The sequence below is a fragment of the Streptomyces beigongshangae genome (assembly GCF_019710745.1).
Taxonomy (GTDB): domain Bacteria; phylum Actinomycetota; class Actinomycetes; order Streptomycetales; family Streptomycetaceae; genus Streptomyces; species Streptomyces beigongshangae.
Genome location: NZ_JAHKJW010000008.1, coordinates 155,772 through 181,435 on the forward strand (window position 1 = coordinate 155,772; position 25,664 = coordinate 181,435).

General features: G+C 72.3%; 21 protein-coding genes. 19 read left to right on the forward strand and 2 right to left on the reverse strand.

Going from position 1 to position 25,664, the window contains the following annotated elements:
* Positions 1–40 precede the first annotated feature (40 nt).
* On the reverse strand, positions 41–1,819 hold the full coding sequence (locus KM933_RS08705) for an NAD(P)/FAD-dependent oxidoreductase (RefSeq protein ID WP_221349881.1): 1,779 nt from the start codon (positions 1,817–1,819) through the stop codon (positions 41–43).
* 671 nt (positions 1,820–2,490) lie between these two features.
* Here KM933_RS08705 and KM933_RS08710 point away from each other — a divergent pair.
* The 9 genes from KM933_RS08710 to KM933_RS08750 all read left to right on the forward strand — a co-directional run bounded on the left by KM933_RS08710 (position 2,491) and on the right by KM933_RS08750 (position 11,086).
* Positions 2,491–2,967, forward strand: coding sequence for a hypothetical protein (locus KM933_RS08710; RefSeq protein WP_221349883.1), 477 nt, complete (start codon positions 2,491–2,493; stop codon positions 2,965–2,967).
* 4 nt (positions 2,968–2,971) lie between these two features.
* Entirely contained in the window at positions 2,972–3,274 is a 303-nt protein-coding gene (locus tag KM933_RS08715; RefSeq protein WP_221349885.1) for a DUF3817 domain-containing protein, read from the forward strand.
* Entirely contained in the window at positions 3,271–4,329 is a 1,059-nt protein-coding gene (locus KM933_RS08720) for an ATP-binding cassette domain-containing protein (RefSeq protein ID WP_221349887.1), read from the forward strand. Before KM933_RS08715 ends, KM933_RS08720 begins: the two co-directional genes overlap by 4 nt.
* Positions 4,326–5,183: an ABC transporter permease gene (locus tag KM933_RS08725; protein ID WP_221349889.1), complete on the forward strand. Its 858-nt coding sequence runs from the start codon at positions 4,326–4,328 to the stop codon at positions 5,181–5,183. The genes KM933_RS08720 and KM933_RS08725 overlap by 4 nt, the downstream gene beginning before the upstream one ends.
* 515 nt (positions 5,184–5,698) lie before the next feature.
* Positions 5,699–6,514, forward strand: a complete 816-nt coding sequence (locus tag KM933_RS08730; protein ID WP_221349890.1) for a streptomycin biosynthesis protein — start codon at positions 5,699–5,701, stop codon at positions 6,512–6,514.
* A gap of 451 nt (positions 6,515–6,965) precedes the next feature.
* Positions 6,966–8,168, forward strand: a complete 1,203-nt coding sequence (locus tag KM933_RS08735) for a cytochrome P450 (RefSeq protein WP_221349892.1) — start codon at positions 6,966–6,968, stop codon at positions 8,166–8,168.
* Between the two features lie 79 nt (positions 8,169–8,247).
* The gene (locus KM933_RS08740) at positions 8,248–9,465 is read left to right on the forward strand and encodes an FAD-dependent oxidoreductase (protein ID WP_221349894.1); all 1,218 of its coding nucleotides are present in this window, start codon (positions 8,248–8,250) and stop codon (positions 9,463–9,465) included.
* A 131-nt stretch (positions 9,466–9,596) separates the two neighbouring features.
* Positions 9,597–10,748 (forward strand): nucleotide disphospho-sugar-binding domain-containing protein, encoded by a 1,152-nt coding sequence (locus KM933_RS08745; protein WP_221349896.1) that lies wholly within the window; start codon positions 9,597–9,599, stop codon positions 10,746–10,748.
* Positions 10,749–10,831: 83 nt separating this feature from the next.
* A complete protein-coding gene (locus tag KM933_RS08750) occupies positions 10,832–11,086 on the forward strand; it encodes a ferredoxin (protein ID WP_308013309.1) in 255 nt (84 codons plus the stop codon).
* A gap of 324 nt (positions 11,087–11,410) precedes the next feature.
* Here the strand turns inward: KM933_RS08750 and KM933_RS08755 are convergent, their stop codons facing one another.
* Positions 11,411–13,720 carry an AfsR/SARP family transcriptional regulator gene (locus KM933_RS08755; RefSeq protein WP_221349898.1) on the reverse strand — a complete coding sequence of 770 codons (2,310 nt, stop codon included), beginning with the start codon at positions 13,718–13,720 and terminating at the stop codon, positions 11,411–11,413.
* 522 nt (positions 13,721–14,242) lie between these two features.
* Here KM933_RS08755 and KM933_RS08760 point away from each other — a divergent pair.
* The 10 genes from KM933_RS08760 to KM933_RS08805 all read left to right on the forward strand — a co-directional run.
* Entirely contained in the window at positions 14,243–15,574 is a 1,332-nt protein-coding gene (locus tag KM933_RS08760; RefSeq protein ID WP_221349899.1) for a cytochrome P450 family protein, read from the forward strand.
* Positions 15,575–15,667: 93 nt separating this feature from the next.
* Positions 15,668–16,648, forward strand: coding sequence for an L-tyrosine/L-tryptophan isonitrile synthase family protein (locus KM933_RS08765; RefSeq protein WP_221349901.1), 981 nt, complete (start codon positions 15,668–15,670; stop codon positions 16,646–16,648).
* An 85-nt stretch (positions 16,649–16,733) separates the two neighbouring features.
* Positions 16,734–18,122, forward strand: coding sequence for a cation:proton antiporter (locus KM933_RS08770; RefSeq protein WP_221349903.1), 1,389 nt, complete (start codon positions 16,734–16,736; stop codon positions 18,120–18,122).
* Positions 18,119–19,006 carry a glucose-1-phosphate thymidylyltransferase RfbA gene (gene rfbA, locus KM933_RS08775; protein ID WP_221349905.1) on the forward strand — a complete coding sequence of 296 codons (888 nt, stop codon included), beginning with the start codon at positions 18,119–18,121 and terminating at the stop codon, positions 19,004–19,006. The genes KM933_RS08770 and rfbA overlap by 4 nt, the downstream gene beginning before the upstream one ends.
* Complete coding sequence (gene rfbB / locus KM933_RS08780; RefSeq protein ID WP_221349907.1) at positions 19,003–19,983, forward strand: dTDP-glucose 4,6-dehydratase; 981 nt, start codon at positions 19,003–19,005, stop codon at positions 19,981–19,983. The genes rfbA and rfbB overlap by 4 nt, the downstream gene beginning before the upstream one ends.
* A 30-nt stretch (positions 19,984–20,013) precedes the next feature.
* A complete protein-coding gene (locus KM933_RS08785; RefSeq protein WP_221349910.1) occupies positions 20,014–21,168 on the forward strand; it encodes a DegT/DnrJ/EryC1/StrS family aminotransferase in 1,155 nt (384 codons plus the stop codon).
* A complete protein-coding gene (locus tag KM933_RS08790) occupies positions 21,165–21,776 on the forward strand; it encodes a dTDP-4-dehydrorhamnose 3,5-epimerase family protein (protein WP_308013310.1) in 612 nt (203 codons plus the stop codon). Before KM933_RS08785 ends, KM933_RS08790 begins: the two co-directional genes overlap by 4 nt.
* On the forward strand, positions 21,767–22,789 hold the full coding sequence (locus KM933_RS08795; RefSeq protein WP_221349912.1) for an NAD-dependent epimerase/dehydratase family protein: 1,023 nt from the start codon (positions 21,767–21,769) through the stop codon (positions 22,787–22,789). The genes KM933_RS08790 and KM933_RS08795 overlap by 10 nt, the downstream gene beginning before the upstream one ends.
* Positions 22,786–24,180, forward strand: a complete 1,395-nt coding sequence (locus KM933_RS08800) for an NDP-hexose 2,3-dehydratase family protein (RefSeq protein WP_221349914.1) — start codon at positions 22,786–22,788, stop codon at positions 24,178–24,180. The genes KM933_RS08795 and KM933_RS08800 overlap by 4 nt, the downstream gene beginning before the upstream one ends.
* A gap of 56 nt (positions 24,181–24,236) precedes the next feature.
* The coding region (locus tag KM933_RS08805; protein WP_221349915.1) for an MFS transporter at positions 24,237–25,664 on the forward strand (1,428 nt) is incomplete at its 3' end.

The window sequence follows — 25,664 nt, forward strand, 5'->3', positions numbered from 1 at the left end:
GAACCGGCACCGGCACCGGGTGAACCGGGCGTCCGGAGGATCAGGCCGTGGCGTCCGCGGGGGTCACCCGGAGGAAGCCGCCCACGCACATCCGCTTGACGAGGCGGATCTGCGCCGGGCTGAGACGGCCCGCGATCTCCCCGTACTTGACGGGTCCGCTCTTCAGCAGTTCCCACAGCTCGTCCACGCCGTCCCTGCGGACGTCGGCGTCGATGGTCGTGCCGTGCGGGTCGTCCTCGGAGTAGATCCTCCTGCACGGCACCGTGGTGCGCAGCGGTGACGGCGCCGCGTCGCTGTGGGTGAGGGGGTTGCGCCAGTACTCCGTCATGCCCTCCAGCACGGCGGGGGGGAGCTGGACGTTGGCCGGCGGGTGGGTGGCCTTGAAGCCCGGCACGAGCAGGGTGACGCTGTCGCGGACGGCCGTGCCGGCGGCCAGCGCGACGACGGCGTCGTCGGTGAGGTCGGCCGGCTCCGCCAGCGCGGTGGCGGCCAGGTACGGCCCGGCCGCGTCCAGGTCCTCGACCTTGCGGCTGCCGTGCGTCATGACCTCCAGCAGGGCGGGCTGGAAGGCGGTGTTGAGCAGGGCGTCGAAGGTCTGTTCGCGGATGCCGAGGTCGGCTCCGGTACCGCGGGTGTTCCAGTAGACGCTGCCGGGGTTGTTCTTCGCGATGGCGTGGTACCACTGGTCGATCATCAGGGCGAACGTCTCGGCGGTGCCGTGCCACTTGTCGTTGTAGTCCTTCCACAGGTGGCGCTGGTCGATCTCGCTCAGGCTGCCGTCGGTCGTCTTCTGCAGCAGCAGCGCGGCGGCCGATGCCTGGGTGAGGGCGACGGCGACCCCGGAGGAGAAGAGCGGGTCGACGAAGAAGGCGGCGTCGCCCACCAGGAGGTGCCGCTCGTCGTAGTCCGAGAACTCCTCGCTGACGCGCGAGTAGTTGGTGGCGGTGAGCATGCCGTCGGCGATGGGGACGGCGTCGGTGATCAGGTCCTTCAGATAGGGCACCTGGCGCACGGTGGCGAGGAACGTCTCCTGGTCGGTGAAGTCGCGCCCGGGCTCCTTGAGGACGGCCGGGTTGGTGACGATGCCGACGGAGTGGGTGAGGACACGCCTGCCGTCGACGACCTTCGGCACCGGGATGTACCAGCACCAGCCGTCGCGGAAGGCGAAGCAGCCGATGGGCGAGAGGTTGTCCTCGGTGAAGATGTTCCAGTCCTCGTCGAGGTTCTGGGTCTGGCCGCCGTTCGTGAAGTGCTGCCAGATGGCGATGTTCTTGAAGTGGGAGAGCCAGCCGCGCTTGTTGCGCGCGTTGGAGACGGTGCTCTGGCGTCCCGAGGCGTCGACGAAGTACCCGGCGCGCACCGCGGTCCCGTCGGAGAGGCGGACCAGACCGCCCGGGGAACCGGGCTCGTAGGCGGTGACGGCGACGCCCTGGAAGACCTCCACACCGACGTCGGCGGCGTGGTCCAGCAGGATGTGGTCGAACTCGGCCCGGTCGACGTGCATCGTCCAGCGCCGTACGCCGTCCCGCTCGAACGGCGCCTGGTCGAACAGGGCGACACTCGGCTGCTTCGGGTCCCACGCGTACACGCCGCCGAACTTCTTCACCCAGCACGGGCTGGCGAGGACCTTGGCCAGCGCACCGCTCTCCTGCAGCACCGGGACGACGGGGTGCGCGAAGGACTCGCCTATGTGCTGGCGGGGGAAGACCTCCTTGTCGAAGATCGCTGTCCGCAAGCCGGTGCGCTGAGCGAGGAGGGCGCCGAGGGTGGAGCCGGCCGGGCCACCGCCCATGATCACGACATCGTAGTATTCCCGCACGGTGTCTGAGCCTTTCGTTCGTTTTCCGGGTGTGTGTACCGGGGGTCGCGAGGACGGCCGGCGGGCCGGGAAGGCGCGGCGCGGCCGTGACGCGGGACGCGCGTCACGGCGTGCCGTGCCGGACGTCCTGTGAGCCGGAGACCGTGGCGGGGCTCCGGGGATGACACGGCATGTCGCATCGGGCGACTCGCCGTCGTCACCGGTTGTACGGTGAGGAGGACCGGCGCCGCCCCCGCTCGGGCGGCGCTGCCCCTGTTCGGACGGTGCTGCCCCTACCGGGGCGGTGGGGTGGGGGCGCCGGACGTGTCGCGCCCGGCGGCGCGGAGACCCCGGGCGGCGTGCCGGAGGCGGTGACCGCCCGCGCGCACGCCGTCGCCGTGTCCGGTCCTCCGGGTCGGATTCCCGCGAGCCATGGTGCGACCCCCCGTCGCGTGCCTCCTGCTGAGGCGACGTCACGACCGTACGTGGGGACGGGTCCGCGGTCCATGCGGGAGCGGCGGGATGAACGGCGAGCCGTACGCACACGATCGGCCACGATCGGCGCGGTGGCCGGGAGTGCCTCCCGAACTTTTCCCTAATGGGTAGGTTACCTACCTACCCTTGGTGTAGCTGTGCTATCTATTGGTAGCCAACCTATTGACGGTCCGCTCCTGTCCCTGGAGGCACCTGTTGTGACCAAGGTCCTGCTGTCCGCCCACGTACTCGGTGCGATCCTGGCCGTCGGTTCGATCGCCATGGCGGCCTCGCTCTTCCCGCGCTACGCGAAACAGGCGGTGACGGACGACGAGAGAGCGAGCGGCCGCGCGGCCGGCATCGCGGCGCTCCTGCACCGGGTCTGCCGCGGTTATGCCGTCGTCGGTTTCGTCGTGCCCGTCTTCGGGCTCGCGACCGGCGCCCAGCTCGGGGTCCTCACCGACGCCTGGCTGATCGTGTCGATGATCCTGACGGCCGTCGCCGCCGTCATGCTGGCGGCGGTGATCCTCCCCCACCAGCAGCGGCTGCTCGCGATGCCCCGTCAGGACACCGGGGCCGAGGGGCTGCGCGCGGCCACGTCCCGGCTGACGATGCTCACCGGGATCTTCAACGTCCTGTGGTCGGTCGTCGTGGTCCTGATGATCGTCCGCCCCGGCTCCACGACGGGAGCGTGACGGTGTGAGGACGCTCCGCGCCGCGGCCGCCGTCGAGGCCGCCTCCCTCCTGATCCTGTCCGTCAACCTGTTCACCACGCACACCAGGGCGATCACCTCGCTCGGCGGGCCGGTGCACGGCACCGCCTACCTGGTCGTCGTCGCGGCGACGTTCTCCGCCACGGTCAAGGGCGCCTCCGCGGGAGCGCGCCGGCGGTCGTTCGTCCCCGGTGTGGGCGGGGTCCTCGCGCTCCAGCGGCTGCGGCGCCACCCCGAAGCGGTGCGGGCGCCCTCCGGGGACACGATGCGGGAGGACGGCCGGACATGACCGATCGCACTGTTCCGGACCCGGCCGTCCAGGCGGTGGGCCTGGTGAAGACCTTCGGCGCCCACCGGGCCGTGGACGGCGTCGACCTGACCGTCCGGCAGGGCACCGTCTACGGCGTGCTCGGCCCGAACGGCGCCGGCAAGACCACGACGGTGAGGATGCTCGCGGGCCTGCTGCGCCCCGACGGCGGCGAGGCACGGATCTTCGGCCACGACGTCGTGCGGGAGGCGGACGCCGTCCGCCGCCGGGTCGGCCTCACCGGCCAGTACGCCTCGCTGGACCAGGATCTGACGGGCATGGAGAACCTGGTCCTGCTCGGCAGGCTGAGCGGGCACCCGAAGAAGGGCGCACGGGACCGGGCCGTGCAGCTGCTGCGGACCTTCGGGCTGGCCGAGGCCGCCGGCCGCCAGGTCAAGACCTACTCGGGAGGCATGCGCCGCCGTCTCGACATCGGCGCCTCCCTCCTCAACGCGCCCGACCTGCTGTTCCTGGACGAGCCGACCACCGGTCTGGACCCGCGCAGCCGCAACCAGGTGTGGGAGATGATCCGGGTGATCGTCGCGCAGGGGAAGACCGTGCTGCTGACCACGCAGTACCTGGACGAGGTGGACCGGCTGGCGTCCCGTATCGCGGTCATCGACAAGGGCAGGGTCATCGCCGAAGGCACCAAGGGCGAGTTGAAGGCGTCCGTCGGCGCGGGGGCCGTCCACCTGAGGCTGCGCGACACCGTGCGGCGGACGGAGGCCGAACAGGTCCTGGCCCTGACCCTCGGTGCCGAGGTGCAGCGGGAGCCCGATCCGCTGGCGCTGACCGCCCGCATCGACAACGGCGACGGCGACGGCGGTGCCGGCGCCGGTGACGGGGGAGCTGCCGGGCGGGCGTCCCGCGCCCTCGCGGAACTGGCCCGCCGCGGCATCACCGTGGACAGCTTCTCGCTCGGCCAGCCCAGCCTGGACGAGGTCTTCCTCGCGCTCACCGACCGCAGGGCCGGCCCGGCCTCCGTGGGGTCCGGGCACGGGCCCGGGCAGGGGATCGAGAAGGAGCGTGCGACATGAGTACCGCGACTCCCGGCGACACGGCCGGACGTCACGACGAACTGCCCCCCGTCCCCAGCGGGTCCCTCGTGGAGCTGCTCACCGCGGAGCGCCCGTCGCCGCCCGGTCCGGTGTCGGCCTCGCTCGCCTTCGGCTGGCGGTCCATGCTGAAGATCAAGCACATTCCGGAGCAGCTGGCCGACGTCACCGTCCTGCCGGTGATGCTGGTGCTGATGTTCACGTACCTCTTCGGCGGTGCGCTGGCGGGTTCGCCGCGCGAGTACATCCAGTACCTGCTGCCGGGCGTCCTGGTGATGTCGGTCGTGATGACCACCATGTACACGGGCATCGCGATCAACAACGACATCGACAAGGGTGTCCTCGACCGCTTCCGCATGCTGCCCATCTGGCGGCCGTCGACGCTGGTCGGCCATCTCCTGGGCGATGTGCTGCGCTACTCCATCGCCTCGTCGGTGATGCTCGCGGTCGGACTCCTCATCGGCTTCCGTCCCGAGGGGGGCGTACCGGGCGTCGTCGCCGGAGTGCTGCTGCTCCTCGTGTTCGCCTTCGCCTTCTCGTGGGTGGGGACCATGTTCGGTCTGCTCGTGCGCGACGAGAGAACGGTGATAGGTGCCTCGATGACAGTGATCTTCCCGCTGAACTTCCTCAGCGACATCTTCGTCGACCCGCAGACCATGCCGGACTGGCTCCAGAAGCTGGTCCACAACAACCCGATCACCCATGTCGCCTCTGCGGTGCGCGGTCTGATGGAGGGCCGTTCACCCGGCGCCGACGTGGCCTGGACGCTGGGCTGGTCGGCTGTTCTGATCGTGGTGTTCGGCTCCGTCACCATGAAGCTCTACCAGCGTAAGTGATCGGCGGCGCGGACCGGTCCCGGTGACCGGTCCGCACCGCTCTCCGGTGATCCGGATAGTGATCCGGATAGTGATCCCGATTTCCGCCGATCTTTATCGATCGCGATTCCCGCCGAGTATCGGAACCCGCCCTTGGTCATTTCCAGTGATCGCACCGCACCCGTTGATCTCGGACCCCTCCCGATAAATGGAATCCATTCATTCATTTGTTGCGGACGACCCGGGCCGTAATCGCCTTGCCCGCCCCGGATTGGCTTGTTAGCGTGCTTCGGTGTCATCATCGAACCACCACGGGGGAACGCGGGGATTCAATGAGCAGCGGTGATAACTACGTGCCATTATCACCAGTCCTGAGTGCGGCGGCGCGCGCGGATGTACCGGTTGACTCGTTATTGCCGGGGGACTCGCCACGCATCAAAGGACTGGACCAGGAGCACGTCGATACGCTCAGCACGCTGGAAGCGGAACTTCCACCCATTGTCGTGCACCGGCCCACCGGGCGGGTGGTCGACGGAATGCACAGACTCGCCGCCGCCCGGGCGCGCGGCGACCGGACCATCAGCGCGTACCTCCTGGAGGTGCCGGAGCGCAGCCTGTTCACGGTCGCGGTCAGCCTGAACATCTCGCACGGCAAGCCGCTGACCCACAGCGACCGGCTCGCGGCGGCCGTCCGGATCCTGAAGGAGAACCCGGCGCTCTCGGACAGGTACGTCGCGTCCGTCACCGCCCTGTCGCCCCGCACCGTCTCGCGGGTGAGGCGTTCAACCGTCGAAGTTGCGCATTTGAACATCCGGATAGGGCTGGACGGCAAGCAGCGCCGCGCGGACGTGGACGGCGTCGCCAGCGGACGGCAGCACGCGGGCAAGCTGATGATGGAGCGCCCCGGCGCGAGTCTGCGCGAGATCGCCCAGGCCGCCGGCATCTCGCTCGGCACCGCTCATGACGTGAAGAAGCGCATAGCCCTCGGCCGGGATCCCGTGCCGGAGGGACGTGGCGCGCGCCCCGTCCGCCCCGGGAAGGAGGAAGACGGCCGGCGGCCGCAGCGGGGGGCGGCGGACGGGCCCTCCGTCCGTGAACCCACGGAACTGCTGGACAGGCTGCGCCGGGACCCGGCTCTGCGGCTCTCGCAGACCGGCCGTTTCCTGCTGCGCTGCTTCGCCGTCCACGACGTCGACTCCTCCACCTGGTCGAGGCTGGCCGCCACGATCCCCCCGCACAGCGCCGGCGGGGTCGCCAGCCTGGCCCGGGCGTGCGCGGACAGATGGATCCGGTTCGCCGACAACGTGGAACGGGAGGCCAGGGCCAAGGAGCACTCGGACATGAGCGTCTGAGACGGACCGGGCGATGATTCCCGGCTGAACGGGATCATCCGGGAAACCCCTTCCGCTCCGGCTGCCAAAGATTTACCGAGTGCTTATTTTACGGTCCGTCAAGCCATTGCCGCCAGCTTTTCGACGCTCTCCCGGAGTTTTCGCGGTATGTCTCCGGGGGAGCGTCACGGCTTTCGACGGTTCTTTCGACGGGCCTTTCGTCAGATCTTTCGTCGGATCCGTCGTCGGTCCTTTCGCCGGATCTATCGAACACGGCGTCTCCGGTGTCCTTGTGAGAGGCTTCCGGCGCGGGCACCCAATTCGGCATGCGGCGGAGTCGGCGCCGTCCGAAGTGCGGTGCCCGAAGTGCGGTGCCCGAAGCATGGCGCACGAAGCATGTCCGGCCCCGGTCGAAAGGGCCGCATTTCTCTTCCTGTCGTACGCGACGAACGAATCGCAGAAGGTGGACACCATGACTGCCACGGAACCGGCCGGGCCGCCGAAGTATCCCTTCGGCCCGGTCGTCCGGCTCGACCTGCACCACCGCTATCTGGAGCTGTGCCGCGACGAGCCGGTGTCCCGGGTCACGATGCCCTACGGCGGCGAGGCCTGGCTGATCACCGGCTACCACGAGATCAAGCAGTTCCTCGCCGACCCCCGGTTCAGCTCGCACGCCGCGACGGCCCGCGACACCGCACGGGTGACGCCCCTGCCGCTGCGCCCGGGGAACCTGCTCAGCATGGACCCGCCGGACCACGGCAGGATCCGCAAGGTCGTCGCCCACGCGTTCCGGCCGCGCATCGTGTCGCAGCTCGCCGACCGCATGCGCTCCCTCGTCACCGCCGAACTCGACGCCATGGAGAACGCCGGGCCGCCCGGCGACCTCGTGCAGAGCCTGGCGGTCCCGCTTCCGGTCCGCATGATCGTGGAGCTGTTCGGCGTCCCGTACGAGGAGCGCGCGGAGTTCCGCAGGTACTCCGACGTCTTCGTCGCCACCTCCGCCCACACCAAGGAGGAGATCGACGAGGCCCGCGACGGGCTGGAGGCGTTCTTGCGCAAGCTGATCGCCAAGCGCCGCGACGACCCCTCCGACGACCTGCTGTCCGTGCTCATCCGGGCGCTGGACGCCGGGGAGCTGTCCGAGGTGGAGGCCGTGCGGACCGGCATCGGCGTCCTCATGGCCGGCCATGAGACCTCGCTCAGCATGATCTCGAACGTCTCCTTCCTGCTGCTGTCCCAGCGTGATCTGTACGTGCAGCTGGTCGAGGACCCCTCGCTGACGGACCGCGTCATCGAGGAGATGCTGCGCATCATCCCGCTCCGCTCGGTGGGCAGCTTCCCGCGCCGGGCCTCCGAGGACGTCGAGATCGGCGGAGTGCTCATCCGCCGCGGCGAGACGGTCATCTTCCAGAGGGCGGCGGGCGACCGCGACGAGCGGGTCTTCGAGACGCCGGAAACCATCCGCTTCGACCGGAAGAGCAATCCGCACCTCGGGTTCGGCCACGGCATGCACTTCTGCCTCGGCGCGAGCCTGGCCCGCGCCGAGCTGAAGGTGGCCCTGGAAGGGCTCACCGCCAGGTTCCCGACCCTGCGTCTGACCGGACCGGCGGAGGACGTGCCGTGGAAACCAGGACTCATCGCGCGGGCTCCGGCAGCCCTTCCTGTCACATGGTGACCGCGGGAGCCCCGCGGTGCCCGTCGACCGTGCCGTACGGCCCGCGGTGAGCGGGTCCCGGGAACCACTGGGGGAGACAATGGGATCGAGTCACACCGGATGCCTCATCGCCGGTGCGGGGCCTGCCGGACTGATGCTCGGAATGCTGCTCGCCAGGGCCGGGGTGGCCACCGTGGTGCTGGAGAAGCACGACGACTTCCTGCGGGACTTCCGGGGGGACACCGTGCACGCCTCCACCCTCCGGCTGATGGGCGAACTGGGCCTGGAGGACGCGTTCCGGGAACTGGCCCACCAGCACATCCACGAACTCCAGGTCCTGACCGACGACGGGACGTACACCCTGGCGGACTTCCGCCGGCTGCCGGGGAGGTTCAAGCACATCACCTTCCTGCCGCAGTCCGATTTCCTCACCTTCCTCCTCGACGAGGCCAACCGGTTCGGCACCTTCCGGTTCCTGCGGAACAGCGAGGTCGTCGCGGTGACCACGGACCGGGGACGCGTCAACGGCCTGCGCTACCGGGACGCCGACGGGGAGGAGCACGAGATCCACGCGGACCTCACGGTCGCGGCCGACGGCCGGCGGTCGGTCGTGCGGGAATCCGCCGGACTGGAGTCCCGGGTCTTCGGCTCCGCCCTGGACATCCTGTGGTTCAGGCTGTCGAAGCGGGAGAGCGACCCGGGAGGCATGGTCGGGCGCCTCTCCGGCAGCCAGCTCCTGGTCCGTATCGAGCGGCAGAACCACTGGCAGACCGCCCTGGCCGTGTGCAAGGGCGGGTACGAGGAGCTCCGGCTCCAGGGCCTGGACCGGTTCCGGGAGACGGTGGCCGCGCTGAGCCCGTTCCTGGCCGACCGGGTGCACGAGGTGCGCACCTGGGACGACGTCAAGGTGCTCGACGTGCAGATCGACCGGCTGCGGCAGTGGTGGCGGCCGGGTCTGCTGTGCATCGGGGACGCCGCCCACACCATGTCGCCCATCATGGGCGTCGGCATCAACCTCGCGGTGCAGGACGCCGTCGCCGCCGCGAACATCCTGGCCGAGCCGCTGCGGAACGGCACACTCGGCGACAGGCACCTCAGAAGGGTGCAGCGCCGGCGGCTGCCGCCGACGGCGGTCCTCCAGCGGATGCAGCGCTTCCTGCAGACCCGGTTCCTCGAACCGTGGATCCGCGGCGAGGGCAGGTCCAGCACGCCGCTGCTGCTGCGGATCCTGAAACGGCTGCCTCCGCTGCAGGGGGTCCCGGCGCGCGCCATGGCCATCGGACCGCGCCCGGAGCACCCGGTCGCGTCGCTGCGCTGAAACCGCCGCCCCCTGCCGGCCCGCTCCCTTCTCACCGGTCCCGCCGGCTCCTTCACGCCGACGCCCGCCACCGATGTCCGCCGCCGACGTCCGCCTTCGGTTTCCTGCCTACTGAACGGAGAACCACAGCCATGCGCGTACTGATGACGATCACTCCCGGCACGGGACACACCTACCCCGTGGTGCCGCTCACCTGGGCCCTGCAACTCGCCGGCCACGAGGTCCTGGTGGTGTCCAGCGGGCCCGGCCTCGCCCTGGGCGAGGCCGGCGCGCGCACCGTGGACGTGGCGCCCGGCCTCTCCCTGGAGCAGATGGTGGGCCGGCTGGCGCAGCACCACCCGGAGGTCGCGGCGCGGCTCTTCCAGGAGGGATCGGGCGCCGGATACCTGGAGGTGGTGGGCGGGGCGGTCGCGTCGGCGCTGCGGCTCCAGCCGGAGATGGTCGACGCGATCATCCGCACGGCCGAGGAGTGGCGGCCGGACGTCGTGGTGCACTCGCCGCTGCTGACGCCCGGGATCGTCGCGGCGGCCAAACTGGGTGTGCCCGCGGTGCAGCACGGTTTCGGGTTCCTGAACCCGTCCGCCGAGATGATGCGCGAGCTCCACGCGGACCTCTTCGAGCAGCACGGGGTGGATCTGCCCGGCGTACGGGCCACCATCGACATCACCCCGCCGAGCGTCGTCCCCGCCGGGACCGGCGCGTGGCCCATGGGGTACGTGCCCTACAACGGCAGCGGATCACTGCCGAAACCGCTGTACGACCTCCTCAACTCCACGCCCGAAGTGCCCCGTGTCGCCGTCTCCCTCGGCAGCGGTCCGGTACCGGGCGAGGCCGCGGCCGTCCTGGAACGGCTGCTGGCGACGGCACCCAAGATGCAGGCCGAACTGGTCGTGGCCCTTCCCGGCATAGACCCGGAGCCGTTCGGGCCGCTGCCCGAGAACGTGCGGGTCTTCGACTGGGTGCCGTACGGCGCGCTGGTGTCGCGGTGTTCGGCGGTCGTCCACCACGCCGGTCCGGGCACGGCGCTGGGGGCGATGGTGCACGGCCTTCCCCAACTGGTGCTCGACCTCAGGGGGCTCGGGCGGCCCGATGTGGCCCGGGCGGTCGCCGACCGGGGCGTGGGCCGGATCGTACAGCCCGACGAGATCGGACCGGAGCTGCTGGAGTCCGTCCTCGCGGACCAGGCGATGCGGACGGCCGCGGCGGAGGTCCGCGCGGAGATCAAGGCCATGCCGACCCCGCTGGACATCACCGCCCGCCTGGAAGACCTGGCGGCCCAGTGAGGCGGGAGGACGGGGCGGCCCCGGCGGAGGACGGGCCGGGCGCGCGCCGCCCACCGCTCCGGGATTCAGCGACGGTGAAGACGGTGAAGGGGAACGAGGAGATGGACCAGGACCAGGTTCGATGGCGGATCGAGGTCGACCGGCTCGCCTGTGCCGGCACCGGGCTGTGCCTCGGAACGGCGCACGGCCGTATGCGGCTGGACGCCGGCCGGGCCCGTCCGGTGGACGAGCTGATCACTCCGGACGACGGGGTGATGGACGCGGCGGAGACCTGCCCCATGGAGGCGATCACCGTACGCGAGGCCGCGACGGGCGAGATTCTCGCGCCCCTGCGCTGAACGCCCCTGCGCTGAACGGCGTCCGGACCGGCCCTGAGGACCGCCCGGCCGTCGGCACGAGCGCCGTCGCGCGGCCCGGGGCGGCCCGGGGCGGCCCGGGGCGGCCCGGGGACGGTACGCGGTGTGCCGGTGAGACCTCCGACATGCCGGTGAGACCTCCGGAGTGCAGCGAGACCTCCGGCGTACCGCCGAGACCCCCGCGGGCCACCGGGACGAGACCTCCCGCGGGCCGCCCCAGGAGCAGGCACCGCGCTCGGCGCGGGGCGGCTCAAGCGGCCCGGCTCAAGCGGCCCGGCTCAAGCGGCCCGGCTCAAGCGGCCCGGCTCAGGCGAGCCGGCCCAGGGCCCGGTCCGGCGCCAGTGCTCCCGCACCGGCCCGGCAGAGCGCGGACCACGCCGGTCCCGCCGTGGCGCAGTTCCGCGGCCGCTCCGCGTCCGGCGCGTCCGGCGGGGGCCGGAGCCCTCCGTCCGGGCCCCGCTGCGACGCCGGCCCACGGGAGCGCCCGGGAGCGCCGCGGGAGGCGGCCATGTCCGTCAGGACCGTGCCCTCCGCCACGGGGTCCCCCAGCCGCCGGGCGGCGGCCACGGCCCCGCGGTGCGCGGCCGACTCCTCCTCGGCGCGGCCCCGCACATGCAGGAAACGAGTGAGCGCCAGCGACAGGTGGACGACATGGACGTCGAACCCGTGGTCCGCGGCCCAGGCCAGCGCGGCCCGCAGATTGGACTGCTCCGTCTCGAACCAGGCCAGCGCCTGCGCCGCGTCACCCAGCGGCGGAGTCGTACGCGGGGGATGGCGCAGTACCGCGGGGCGCAGCCGCTCCCGGCGGGGCTGGACCAGGCGCGCGGCCTCGTCGGCGGCCTCCAGGTAGAAGTCGAGCAGCCGGTGCCGGGCCCTGCGGGCGGCGTGCGGATCGCGGGCGGCGCTCTCCCGCGCCAGGGCGCGGACCAGGCTGTGGAAGGCGTAGCGGCCGGGCGTGTGCTGGACGAGCAGCCGGGCGTCCAGCAGGTCCTCCAGCAGGGATTCCGCGGTCTGCGGGGAGAACCCGGTGAGCGCGGCGGCGGCGTGCCCGTCGAAGTCCGCACCGGGGTGCGCCCCCAGCAGCCGGAACAGGTCCTGGTGGCGCCGGGGCACCGCCGCGTACGACAGGCCGAGGGCGGTGCGGACACTGCGGTGCTCCACGACCAGCTCGTCGAGGCGGGTCGCGTCCTCCCGGAGGCGGCCGGCCAGGTACCCGAGCGTCCAGTGGGGGCGGTTGGCCAGTCGGGCGGCGACGATGCGCAGGGCCAGCGGGAGCCGTCCGCACAGGGCGACCAACTCGCCCGCCGCCTCCTCCTCGGCGGTGACGCGCCGCTCGCCGAGGAGACGGCGCAGCAGTGCCAGCCCTTCGGCGGGCGGGAGCGGCGGCAGGGGCAGCGTCGCCGCGCCGTCCAGCTCGGCGAGCCGGGGGCGGCTGGTGACAAGCACCAGACAGCCCGGCGCGGAGGGGATCAACGGGCGGACCTGGTCCGAGGAGGCGGCGTTGTCGAAGAACAGCAGCATGCGGCGGCCGGAGGTCAGGACGCGCCAGAGACTCTCCCGGTCGGCCAGGCCCACCGGGATGCGGTCCTCGGGCACGTCGACCGTCCGCAGCAGCGTTCCCAGCGCCTCCCGTGGTCCGACGGGGGCTCCGTGCGGGCTGAAGCCGTGGAGGTCGAGGAAGACCTGGCCGTCCGGGTACCGCTCGGTGAGGCGGTGGGCGGCGTGCACGGCCAGGGCGGTCTTGCCGCTGCCCGCCATTCCGTCGACCACGACGATCCGTACGGCCCGGTGGCCCGCGGCGTCGGCCGTGGCCAGGGACAGCAGCCGGCTCAGCTCGGTCCCGCGGCCGGTGAAGTCCGGCAGGCCGTGCGGCAGCGAACGCGGCGGCCCGGCCGGGAGCGACGGGCCCGTGGGACGGCCGTGCCCCGCCGCGGACGACAGGTCGGAACCGGACTCGTTGCGGAGGATCCGCTGGTAGCGGGAGGTGACGAAGTCGCTCGGATCGAGGCCGAGCTGATCGGCGAGCTGCCTGCGCAGGTCGTGGTACACGCGCAGCGCGTCCGCCTTCCGGCCCACCCGGTCCAGCGCGGTCATCAGCAGCGCGCTCACGGACTCCCGCAGCGGGTGCTCGGCGACGAGCGGCATCAGCTCGGCCACCGCCTCATGGGCGCGGCCCTGCGCCAGCCGCAGCTCCAGGAGCCGCTCACGGGCGCCCAGACAGCGGTCCTCCAGGGCGGCGGCGGCCGAGGTGAGCACCCAGCTGCGGCCGACGGGCAGGATACGTCCCCGGTACAGGCCGAGCGCCGCCTCCAGCGCGGCCGCCTCGCCGTCCACGGTGTCACTGCGCCGTGCGGCGTCCAGCGCCCTGCCGAAGGCGATCAGGTCCAGCTGGTCGTCGTCGACGACGATCCGGTAGCCCGGCCCCTCGGTCACCAGCATGTCCCGCAGACCGGGGACGCCCGTCCGCAGGGCGGCCACGATCTTGCGGATCTGATGGTCCGCCGTGACCGGCGGACGCTGTTCCCACACGGCTTCCACCAGATGGGAGATCGGAACGAGGCGATTGGCCTCGAGCAGCAATGCGGCCAGTACCGCGCGAGCGTGCGGACTGCCCAAGTGGAGTTCCTTGTCTCCGACCGAAATCATCAACGTGCCCAGAAGGTCGAACCGGACAGCGCTCCCCCGTGAGGCCACCATGGAAAGTCACTCTATGCGACGCCCCTGGCGGTGAGCGAAGAGATTTGACCGGGTGTCGGCCGATTGCGTTCAGGGCGAACTGAATTCGAAATGAACGCATACGCATTGACATGCCGACCTGTAGCCAAGAAGACTCCCTCACTGTCGGTGACTTGTAGGCGTCGGCCGTTCGGACGAGCCGTCCGGAGGCGGACGCGGCGCCTGCAAGCGGCTTCACGGCCCGGACCGTTCGGTCCACGGGAGTGACACGGGCACCCCGCCGGCCGGCCGCCGCCCACCTCGCGCCGCACCGCAAGCACCCTTTCCCACCTCCACGCTCACACGTGCCGCCGTGCGCCGTCGTGCAGTCGCGCCCGGTCCGGCCGAGTGCAGCGCTCCGAACAAGTCGCCGTTCCCCTTTCTGGGAAAAAGGGCTGCCCATTCAGGAAGGAACACCACGCTGTGCCGCATTCCGAACCGCTGCCTCTTCATGGCAAGGCGTACAAGACCGATCCCTATCCGCTGTACCAGAAGCTCCGGGAGGAGGGCCCCGTGCACCGGGTCACCTTTCCCAGCGGGGTCAACGCCTGGCTCGTCACCGGGTACGACGCGGCGTACAGCACGCTGAACGACGCCCGGCTGGGCAAGAACCACGATCTCGGCAACGACGCCTGGCGCGAACGCGCCGCCATCATGCCGGAGCCGCAGCATTCACAGCTCCAGGTCCATCTGCTGCACCAGGACCCGCCGAAGCACACCGCGATGCGGAAACTGGTCACCGAGGCGTTCTCGCCCCGCAACGTCGAGCGGGCGCGCCCCCGGTTCGAGGAGATCGCCGGGGAACTGCTCGACGCGGCCCTCGGCGCGACCGCGGACGGGGAACGGGACGAGGCGCCGGGCGCGAGCGGTGTGGGCGGCGTGGTCGACGTGGTGGGCGCGTTCGCCGCGCAGTTCCCCTTCCGTGTCCTCGCCGAGGTGATCGGCCTGCCGGACGCCCTGGCGGCACGTTTCGACCGCGACTGGGGCAAGGTCGTGCAGCCCGTCGGCCCCTCCGACCCGCAACGGCCGCTCTACGAGAGCAGGTTGCGCGGTCTGCAGGACTACATAGCGGAGGTCGTCGAGGACAAGCGCCGCCACCCCGGCGACGACCTCCTCACCCAGCTCGTCACGCAGCGCGAGGCGGGCGTCCTCACCAAGGAGGAGCAGGACTCCATCGTCTTCCAGCTGCTCGTCGCCGGACAGGAGCCGGTGACCAACCAGATCACCACCTCCCTGATCGCCCTGCTGCGCCACCCCGTCCAGCTGCGACGCCTCCAGGAGGCCGTGAGCGACGGCGACGGGCGCGACCCGGACCTGCCGGCGCGGGCCGTCGAGGAACTGCTCCGGTACGACGCCGCCTTCGAACTCACCACCTGGCGGTTCTTCGCCGAGGAGGCCGACCTGTTCGGCACCCGGATCCCGGCCGGCGACTCGGTCATCGTGTCGCTGAGCGCCGCCAACCGCGATCCGCGGCACTTCCCCGACGCCGACACGCTCGACCTCGACCGCACGCCCAATCCGCACCTGTCCTTCGGCCACGGCATCCACTTCTGCCCGGGCGCCGCACTCGCGCGCGCGGAGCTGCGGATCGCCCTGTGCGCGCTGCTCCGCCGGATGCCCCGGATCCGCCTCGCCGTGCCCGACGAGGACCTGGCCTGGATCGGCGCCGTCCTCGCGCGCGGCGTCAACGAACTGCGTGTCGCCTACGGGCCGCCGGACGCCGGGTCGCCCGGCGGCTGCCCCGTGGCGCACTGACCGGCGACAGCGGTGCAGGCGCCGTACCCGGTCCCACACACCATCCAACCCACAACGACCAGTCACGTGATCACAGAAACGAGCCGGACAACCATGTCTCAGCCCTGCAGCATCTCCACACCGAAGACCCTCGACGCCGAGCGCACCGCCCACCGGATCCTGGCGCTCCTCCTCCCGTACCGCCGCACCCTGGAGCGCGACACGCACCTCGACACCACGGACGCCTTTCCGGAGCAGCTGAAACAGCTGGGGGAGTTCATCCGCAACGGCGAGCAAGTGATCTTCAGTGTGCCCGGTTTCCCCTGCAAGTCCCCCAACCCGGACAAGGTGTTCAACCACCTCCCGGACCAGGGGGAACGGCTCGCCCTGCGGTCCCTGCACTCGCTGTGCCTGGAGATCGAGAAGGTCTACGCCCCCGGCGCGAGGCTGCTGATCTGCTCCGACGGCCACATATTCGGCGACGTCATCGGCGTCCCCGACGAGCACATCGACGCCTACGGCGACGAACTGCGCGCCATGATCCGGACCGAGGGACTCTCCGACCACCTCGGCACGTTCGACCTGCGGGACGTGTACGGGCCCGACCTCTCGTACGACGAGAAGCGCAGGACCGCCGCCGAGAACCTCGGGCCGTCCGTCGAGGAGCTGAAGGCGGAGGTGCGCAGCAACGAGTCCACCCTGCGCATGTACCGCGGCATCACCCGGTTCCTGATGGAGGACACCTCGGGGTGGCAGGGTTCGCGCTCGGCGCTCCAGCGGGAGAGCCGCCGCCGTGCCTACGAGGTCATCCTGCGCAGCCGGGCCTGGAGCGAACTGATCGCCGAGTGCTATCCGCGCAACGTGCGCCTGTCCATCCACCCGCAGAACCGGGGCGAGGTCAAGTTCGGCATCCGCCTCCTCGAAGCCGGTGACGCGTGGATGACGCCCTGGCACTCCGTGCCGCTGCTCCGCACCGACGGCACCTGGGAGCTGATGCACCGCCACGAGGCGCGCAAGCGGGGCCGCGAGGTGTACCGGGACGGACGGCCGAGCCACTTCGTGGCGGTCGGCGACGCCGTCCGGCGGGCCTCCTGACCCGACACCCGACATCCGACATCCGACCTGACCCGGTGCGGCAGTCCGGTCCGGCCGGTCCGAGACCCAGGGAGAAGGAGTTTCCATGTCCGTGGCAGCCACGGTGGTCGCGCCCCTGTCCAGCCACGCCCTGATGGTGCTGCTGTTACAGGTGGGCGTGCTGCTGCTGACCGCACTGCTCCTCGGCCGACTCGCCCGGCGACTGGGCATGCCGGCCATCGTGGGGGAGCTGTCGGCCGGAGTACTGCTCGGACCGTCCCTGCTGGCGGAGGTGATGCCGGGGCTCGGGCAGTGGCTGTTCCCGCAGGACACCGAGTACATGCACCTGCTCGACGCCGTGGGCCAGCTGGGTGTCATCCTCCTCGTCGGCTTCACCGGCATCCACCTGGACCTCAAGCTCGTGCGCAGACAGGGGACCCGGGCGGTGCGGGTGAGCGCCGCCGGGCTCCTGCTGCCGCTCGCCCTCGGCGTCGGTCTCGGTTACCTGCTGCCGAAGAGCCTGCACGCCCCCGGCGCCGACCCGACGGTCTTCGCGCTGTTCGTGGGCGTGGCGATGTGCGTCAGCGCCATCCCGGTCATCGCCCGCACCCTCATCGACATGAAACTCATCCACCGGGACGTGGGCCAGATGATCCTGGTGGCGGGCACCGTCGACGACACCGTCGGCTGGGTGCTCCTCTCCCTGATCACCGCCATGTCCACCGCCGGTCTGGGAGCGGGCCAGGTGCTCCTCGCCCTCGGCAAGGTCGCCCTGCTCCTGCTCGTCACCATGACCCTCGGCCGGCTGTGCGTCGGCGCCGCGATGCGCGCCTCCGCCCGCCGCGACACGCCGGGGCTGCCCGTGATCACCGCCGTCGTCCTGATGACCCTGTCCGCCGCGGGGAGCCACGCCCTGGGCCTGGAGGCCGTGTTCGGGGCCTTCCTGTGCGGCGTCCTCATCGGCGGCACCAAGGGGTTCGACCGGTCGGCGCTCGCCCCGCTGAACACCACGGTCATGGCGGTCCTGGCCCCCCTCTTCTTCGCCACCGCCGGACTGCGGATGGACCTCACCGCCCTCGTCGACCCGCAGATCGCCCTGTGGGGGTTCGCGGTGTTCGCGGTCGCCGTCCTCGGCAAGTTCCTCGGCGCGTTCGTCGGCGGCCTCACCAGCCGTATGAACCGCTGGGAGTCCATGGCCCTGGGCGCCGGGATGAACGCCCGCGGCGTCATCGAGGTCATCATCGCCATGATCGGCGTCCGCCTGGGACTGCTGACCGTCGAGATGTACAGCATCGTCGTCCTCGTCGCCGTCCTGACCTCCCTGATGGCACCGCCCCTGCTGCGCACGGCCATGAACAGGGTCGAGCAGACGGCGGAGGAGGACCTGCGCAGACACCGGGTGCTGGCGGTGGAGCACCGCGCGCCGAGCCGCACCACCGACCCCACGGGCCGCACGTCCACGACCGTCTCCGACACCGGGAAGGATCCGGGATGAAGGGAATCATCCTGGCCGGCGGCAGCGGAACCCGGCTGCACCCCATCACCTTGGGCGTCTCGAAGCAGCTGCTGCCGGTCTACGACAAACCCATGATCTACTACCCGCTGTCCGTGCTGATGCTGGCCGGCGTCACCGAGATCCAGATCATCGCCTCCCCGGACGGCCTGCCGGGCTTCCAGCGGCTGCTCGGCGACGGAACCGCCCTCGGCATCACCCTGACCTACGCCGAACAGGACAAGCCCCGGGGGCTCGCCGACGCCTTCCTCGTCGGCGCCGAGCACATCGGGGACGACTCCGTCGCCCTGGTCCTGGGGGACAACCTCTTCCACGGGCCCGGGTTCGGCGAGATCCTCCGCACCAGCGCCCGGGACGTCGACGGCTGCGTCCTGTTCGGCTATCCGGTGAGCGACCCCGAACGGTACGGGGTCGCCGAGGTCGACGCGTCGGGCCGCCTCGTGGGACTGGAGGAGAAGCCCGCGGCGCCCCGCTCCGACCTGGCCGTCACCGGCCTGTACTTCTACGACAACGACGTGGTGGACATCGCCCGTGGACTGCACCCCTCCGAACGCGGCGAACTGGAGATCACCGACGTCAACCGGGCCTACCTGGAGCGCGGGAAGGCCACCTGCGTCCAGCTGGGCCGGGGCTTCGTATGGCTCGACACGGGCACCCACGACGCGCTCACCGAGGCCGGGCAGTACGTGCAGATCCTCTTCCACCGGCAGGGCGTCCGCATCGCCTGCGTCGAGGAGATCGCCTGGCGCATGGGCTACATCGACCGGGACACCTGCCACCGGCTCGGCCTCGCCCTGTCCAAGTCCCCCTACGGCCGGTACCTGACGGAGATCACCGGCAGCCCGCTGTACGAGGAGGCGTCATGAGGATCCTGGTGACCGGCGGTGCCGGGTTCATCGGCTCCCACTACGTACGCGCGCTGCTCTCGGAGGCGTACGAGCCCGGGGCCGCGCACCACGTGACCGTCCTCGACAAGCTCACGTACGCCGGCGACCGCGAGAACCTCCCGGCCCTCCACGACCGCCTCACCTTCGTCCGCGGCGACGTCTGCGACGCCCGGCTCGTCGCCGGGCTGATGCCCGGGCACGACGCCGTGGTGCACTTCGCCGCGGAGTCGCACGTCGACCGGTCCATCGACGGGGGAGCGGACTTCGCCCGTACCAACGTCCTCGGCACCCAGGTACTCCTGGAGGCCGCGGTGGCCGCCCGGGTGGAGCGCGTCGTGCACGTCTCCACCGACGAGGTGTACGGGTCGATCGGCCACGGGGCGTGGACGGAGGAGTCGCCGTTGCTCCCCAACTCCCCCTACGCCGCCTCCAAGGCGGGTGCCGACCTGGTCGCCCGGGCCCACTGGCGCACCCACGGCCTGCACGTCTGCGTCACCCGCTGCTCCAACAACTACGGACCCCGCCAGCACCCGGAGAAGCTCGTCCCGCGGTTCGTCACCCGTCTCCTGGAGGGCGAGCCCGTCCCCCTGTACGGGGACGGGCGCAACCGGCGCGAGTGGCTGCACGTCGACGACCACTGCCGGGCCGTCCACCTCGTCCTCACCCGGGGCCGGGCGGGGGAGGTCTACCACATCGGCGGCGGGAAGGAACTGACCAACCTCGAACTGACCGAACGGATCCTCGACCTGTGCGGCGCCGGCCCCTCGATGATCCGCCACGTGCCCGACCGCAAGGGCCACGACGCGCGCTACGCGCTCGACGACCGCAAGATCCGCGCCGAACTCGGCTACGCGCCCCGGCACTCCTTCGCCGACGGCCTCACCGCGACCGTCGACTGGTACCGCGACAACCCCGCGTGGTGGCGGGCCGCCGCCCGGGCCCCGCTGCCCATCTGACCGACCGACGCCGTGTCCCCGAGGAGGGTCATGACCACGTACGTCTGGGACTACCTGCCCGAGTACGAGAAGGAGAAGGACGACATCCTCGACGCCGTCGGGAAGGTCTTCGCCTCGGGCCGCCTCGTGCTCGGCGAGAGCCTCAGGAGTTTCGAGGAGGAGTTCGCCGCCTACCACGGCGGAGGCCGGTGCACGGGGGTCGACAACGGCACCAACGCCCTGAAACTGGCTCTGGAGGCCATGGGCGTCGGCCCCGGTGACGAGGTGGTCACCGTGTCCAACACCGCCGCCCCGACGGTCGTCGCCATCGTCTCGACGGGCGCGACACCCGTGTTCGTGGACGTCCGCGAGGAGGACTTCCTCATCGACACCGACCAGGTCGAGTCCGCCGTGACCGAGCGCACCAAGGTGCTGCTGCCGGTCCACCTGTACGGGCAGTGCGCGGACATGGAGCCGCTGCGGCGGATCGCCGGCCGGCACGGGCTGAGGATCCTGGAGGACTGCGCGCAGGCGCACGGCGCCCGCCACCACGGCAGGCCCGCCGGGACCCTGGGCGACGCCGCGGCGTACTCCTTCTACCCGACGAAGGTGCTGGGCGCCTACGGCGACGGCGGCGCGGTGCTCACCGCCGACGAGGAGACCGACCGCGCACTGCGCCAGCTGCGCTACTACGGCATGGGGGATGCCTACCACGTCGTCCGGACGCCGGGCCACAACTCCCGGCTCGACGAGGTGCAGGCGGAGATCCTGCGCCGCAAGCTCGGCCGGCTCGACGCGTACATCGCCGCCCGCGGCGCCGTCGCCCGCCGCTACGAGGAACAGCTCGGGGACCTCACCGGCCCGGGGCGGCTGCGGCTGCCCGCCACCAACCCCGGCAACACCCACGTCCACTACGTGTACGTCGTCCGCCACCCCCGGCGCGACGAGATCCTCGAAGCGCTCACGGCGTACGGCATCCGGCTGAACATCAGCTATCCGTGGCCGGTGCACACCATGTCCGGCTTCGCGCACCTCGGATACGCCGAGGGCAGCCTGCCGGTCACCGAGAAGCTGGCCCGTGAGATCTTCTCCCTCCCGATGTACCCCTCCCTCCCCACCGGCCTCCAGGACAAGGTCGCCGGTGCCCTGCGGGAGGTGCTCGCTGCCCTGGACACCGGCACCGGCACCGAGCGGAAAGGCGGGTGAGCGCCGTGCGGGTGCACGAGCTGGACATCGAGGGCGCGTTCGCGTTCACGCCCGCCGTCCACCGGGACGGCCGCGGCCTGTTCACCTCCCCGTACCAGGAGGCGCCGTTCAGCGGCGCCCGCGGCGGGCCCCTGTTCCCGGTGCGCGACATCAGCCACAACGTCTCCGCGCGCGGTGTGCTGCGCGGCATCCACTACACCACCACGCCGCCCGGCCGGGCCAAGTACGTCTACTGCCCCCACGGGCGCGTCCGGGACTACCTCGTCGACCTGCGGACCGGCTCCCCGACGTTCGGGCGCTGGGAGTCCACCGAGCTCGACGGCGACGGGTGCCGGGCCCTGTACATCCCGGTCGGGGTGGGCCACGCCTTCCTGTCCCTGCGGGACGGCTCGATCGTCGTCTACGTGATGTCGCGGGGGTACGCCGCCGAGCACGAACTCGCCGTGTCCCCGCGCGACCCGGAGCTGGGGCTGCCCCTCCCCGGGGGGTACGGCCTCACGCAGTCCGAGCGGGACGCCGCCGCCCCCACCCTCGCCGAGGCACGGGAGAAGGGGCTGCTGCCCGAGTACGAGACCTGCCGGAAGGTGGAGGCCGCGCTGTGGAAGTGAACCGGACCCCGAGGATCGCCGTGCTCGGAGCCACCGGCTTCGTCGGTTCGGCGGTGCTGCGCGAACTGGCCGCCCGGCCCGTACGGATCAGGGCGGTGGCCCGGCGCCCCGCGGCCGTCCCTCCCGGGGCCGCGGCCGACGTCGAGGTACGGCGTGCCGACCTCACCGAGCCGGGCCGGCTGGGCGCCGCCGTCGAGGACGCCGACGTGGTCGTCCTGGCCACGCTCTACAGCGCGGCCACCTCCACCTGGCGCATCGAGGACGGCGACACGGCGGCCGAGCGCGTCAACGTCGGCCTGGTCCGCGACCTCGTCGGCGTCCTCGCCGCACGGCCGGCCGGGCCGCCGCCGGCCGTCGTGTTCACGGGAGCCGCCTCGCAGGCGGGCCCGACCGGCGGGGACGTCCTCGACGGCACCGAGCCGGACCGCCCGACGGGCGAGTACGACCGCCAGAAGCTGGCCGCCGAACGGCTCCTGCTCGACGCGAGCGCCCGCGGCGTCCTGCGCGGGGTGTCGCTGCGGCTGCCCACCGTCTTCGGGTGCGGCGCCGGACCCACCGCCCGGGACCGGGGCATCGTCTCGGCGATGATCCGCCGCGCGCTGGCCGGGGACCCCCTGACGATGTGGCACGACGGGACGGTCCGCCGCGACCTGCTGTACGTGGACGACCTGGCCCGTGCCGTCGTCGCCGCCCTCGACCACGCCGGGTCCCTGGCCGGGCGCCACTGGCTGCTCGGCACCGGCGAGGGCAGGCCGCTGGGGCAGGTCTTCGAGCAGATCGCCGCCCTCGTCGCGGAACACACGGGGGAGCCGCCCGTGCCGGTGCTCTCGGTGGAGCCGCCCGCGCACGCGGAGGCCGGGGACTTCAGCAGCGTCACCATCGACGCCTCCGCGTTCCGGTCCGCCACGGGCTGGGCGCCGCACACCCCGTTCGCCGAGGCGCTGCGCCGCACGGTGGCCGGGCTGGCGGACACGGCAGGACGGTCCCGGAGCGGTGCGGGAGACCGGCGGTGAGCACCGCCGCGCTGCTGCGTCCCCGCGACGCCCGGGACCTGCCCGCGCGGCTGGCCCGGTCCGCCGCCGCGACCGGGCACGGCCACCAGCTGCGCACCGAGGAGGTCACGGGCTGGCTCGCCGAGCGGGCCCGGGCCCACCGCTTCACCGTGCTCAGGACCCCCCTGGACCGGCTCGACGGCTGGTCCGCGCTGCCCGGCACCGGCGACATCGTGCACCGCAGCGGGCGGTTCTTCTCCGTGCGGGGCCTGTCCGTCACGGCCGACGAAGGCCCGTACCGCGCCTGGCGGCAGCCCGTCATCCACCAGCCCGAGGTGGGCATCCTCGGCATGCTCGCCAAGGAGTTCGACGGCGTCCTGCACTTCCTGGTGCAGGCGAAGATGGAGCCGGGCAACCCCGGTCTGCTCCAGCTGTCACCGACCGTCCAGGCCACCCGCAGCAACTACCAGCGGGTCCACGAGGGCGCCGCGGTGAGGTACCTGGAACACTTCACGGACCCGGCGCGCGGACGGGTGCTGGCCGACTCGCTCCAGTCCGAGCACGGCTCCTGGTTCTACCGCAAGGCGAACCGGAACATGCTGGTCGAGGCCACCGACGCGCGGGTGCCGTGCGCCGCCGACTTCCGCTGGCTGACCCTCGGCCAGCTCGGCGAGCTGCTGCGCCTGGACCACGTCGTCAACATGGACACCCGTACCGTCCTGTCCTGCTTCCCGGTGCCCGCACCGGAGCCGGGGGCCCTGCACTCCGACACCGAGCTGCTCTCCTGGTTCACCGCCGAGCGGGCCCGCCGCCTCGTCGACGCCCGGTTGACGGCCCTCGCCGAGGTCGACGGCTGGGTCCGCGACGCGGACGGCATCGGGCGTCCGGACGGCCGCTTCTTCCGGGTCACCGGTGTCACCGTCGAGGCGGGGACCCGTGAGGTCACCAGGTGGTCGCAGCCGCTGATCGAGCCGTGCGGCACCGGGGTGGCGGCGTTCGTGTTCCGCCGGTTCGGCGGCGTGCCGCACCTCCTCGTCCACGCCAGGGCGGAGGCCGGGCACCTCGGCACGGTCGAACTCGCACCGACCGTCCAGTGCGTCCCCGCCAACTGGGACCCCGTGCGCGCCGAGGACCGGCCGCCGTTCCTGGACCTGGTCCTGGCGGCGGCCGCCGGGACGCACGGGGTGCCCTACGCGGCCGTGCACTCCGAGGAGGGCGGACGTTTCCTGGACGCGCGGATCCGCTACCTGTTCGTGCCGGCCGACGAGGACGCGGCGCCCCTCGACGCGCCCCGCGGCTACCGCTGGGCGACGGCCGGGCAGCTCAACTCCCTGACCGCGCACGGCCACCGCGTCAACGTCCAGGCGCGCACCCTGCTCGCCTGCCTCAACTCCGGCGCCGTACGGCTCTGAAGACCCTCCCGCCCGCGGCCGGCCACCGGGGCGGGGCCCACGGAAGGGAGGGCGCCATGCCGCCCTTCGGACAGGACAGCGCACCGCGACCGGAACCGGGACCGGGAAGGCCCGCGAACCCGCCGGCGGGCGACCGCGGTCCATGGGTCCTGGTCGCCGTCGCGGGCGCGCTGTCGTTCGTGGCCATGCTCGACATGAACATCGTCCACATCGCGCTCGCTACCGTCTCCACCGACCTGGACGTCTCCCCGGCGATGGCCCAGTGGGCGGTCCTCGGGTATCAGCTCGCGGTGGTGGCGCTGCTGCTGCCCGCCGGCCGCTGGCTGGACGGCGGCGGCACGGGCGGGGCCGGACTGCGCTCCGCGCTGCTGCCCGCGCTCCGCGGGTTCATGCTGTGCGGGCTGCTCGCGGCCGCCGCCCCGTGGATGGCCTGGCTGGCCGTCGCCCGGATCGCCCAGGGGGCCTGCGGCGCGCTGCTGCTCGTCCTCATACCCGTCCTCGTGATGCGGTCGGTGCCGCCGGAGCTGCGCGGCCGGGCGATGAGCGTGCCCGCCACGCTCGGCCCGCTGGGCGCGGTCACCGGACCCGCGATCGGCGGACTGCTCCTGGACGCGTTCGGCTGGCGGGCGGTCCTGCTCGTCAAGCTCCCCGTCTGCCTGGCGGTCCTGTTCACCGCCGCCCGCGTGCTACCGAAGGGGGACGGGCCGGCCGCCCCGGGGCGGCAGCCCTTCACCGACGCCGCGCTCGTCGGCAGCGCCGTCGCCGCGCTCCTCCTCGCCCTCACCCTCGCCCCCACGGCCCCCGCCTGGCTGCTGCTGGCGGGGGCCGTGCCGCCCCTCGCGTACGGGTGGCTGCGCCGTCCGGCCGCCCGTCCGGTGGTCGGCGTGGTGCGCGCACCGGAGGTGTCCGGGGCGTACGGGGCGGTGTGCGCGCTGGCCACGGGTTTCGCGGCCATGTACTACGTCGTGGCCCTGCGGCTCCAGGGCGACGGCGGCCTGTCGGCGACCGTCACCGGGTTGACCGTCCTGGCCTTCCCCCTCGCCATGGGCCTGACGGGTCCGCTGGGCGGGCGCGCCGGCGACCGGTACGGGGCCCGGCCCACGGCCCTCGCCGGGGCCGCCGTCACCGCGCTCGGCCTGACCCTGCTCGCGCTGGCCGGCGACGACTGGACACCGGGCGGGGTCGCCTGGCGCCTCGCCCTGGCCGGAGCCGGCATGGGCCTCTACGGCGGGCCCGCGCAGACGCTGGTGATGACCGCCGCACCGCCCGGGGCCGTCGGTGTCGCCGGCTCCCTGGCGCAGCTCTCGCGCGGCCTCGGTTTCGCGCTGGGACCCGCGCTCGCGGCGGCCGTGTGGGGCCTCGCGGGCACGGCCCACGGCCCCCGGGGCGCGCTGCTGGTGTCGGCGGCCGCCTGCTGGCTCGGCGTACTGCTGCTGGCCACCCGGCCGGCCCCCGGCCGCGGGCGGCGCCCCACCCCGGCGGCC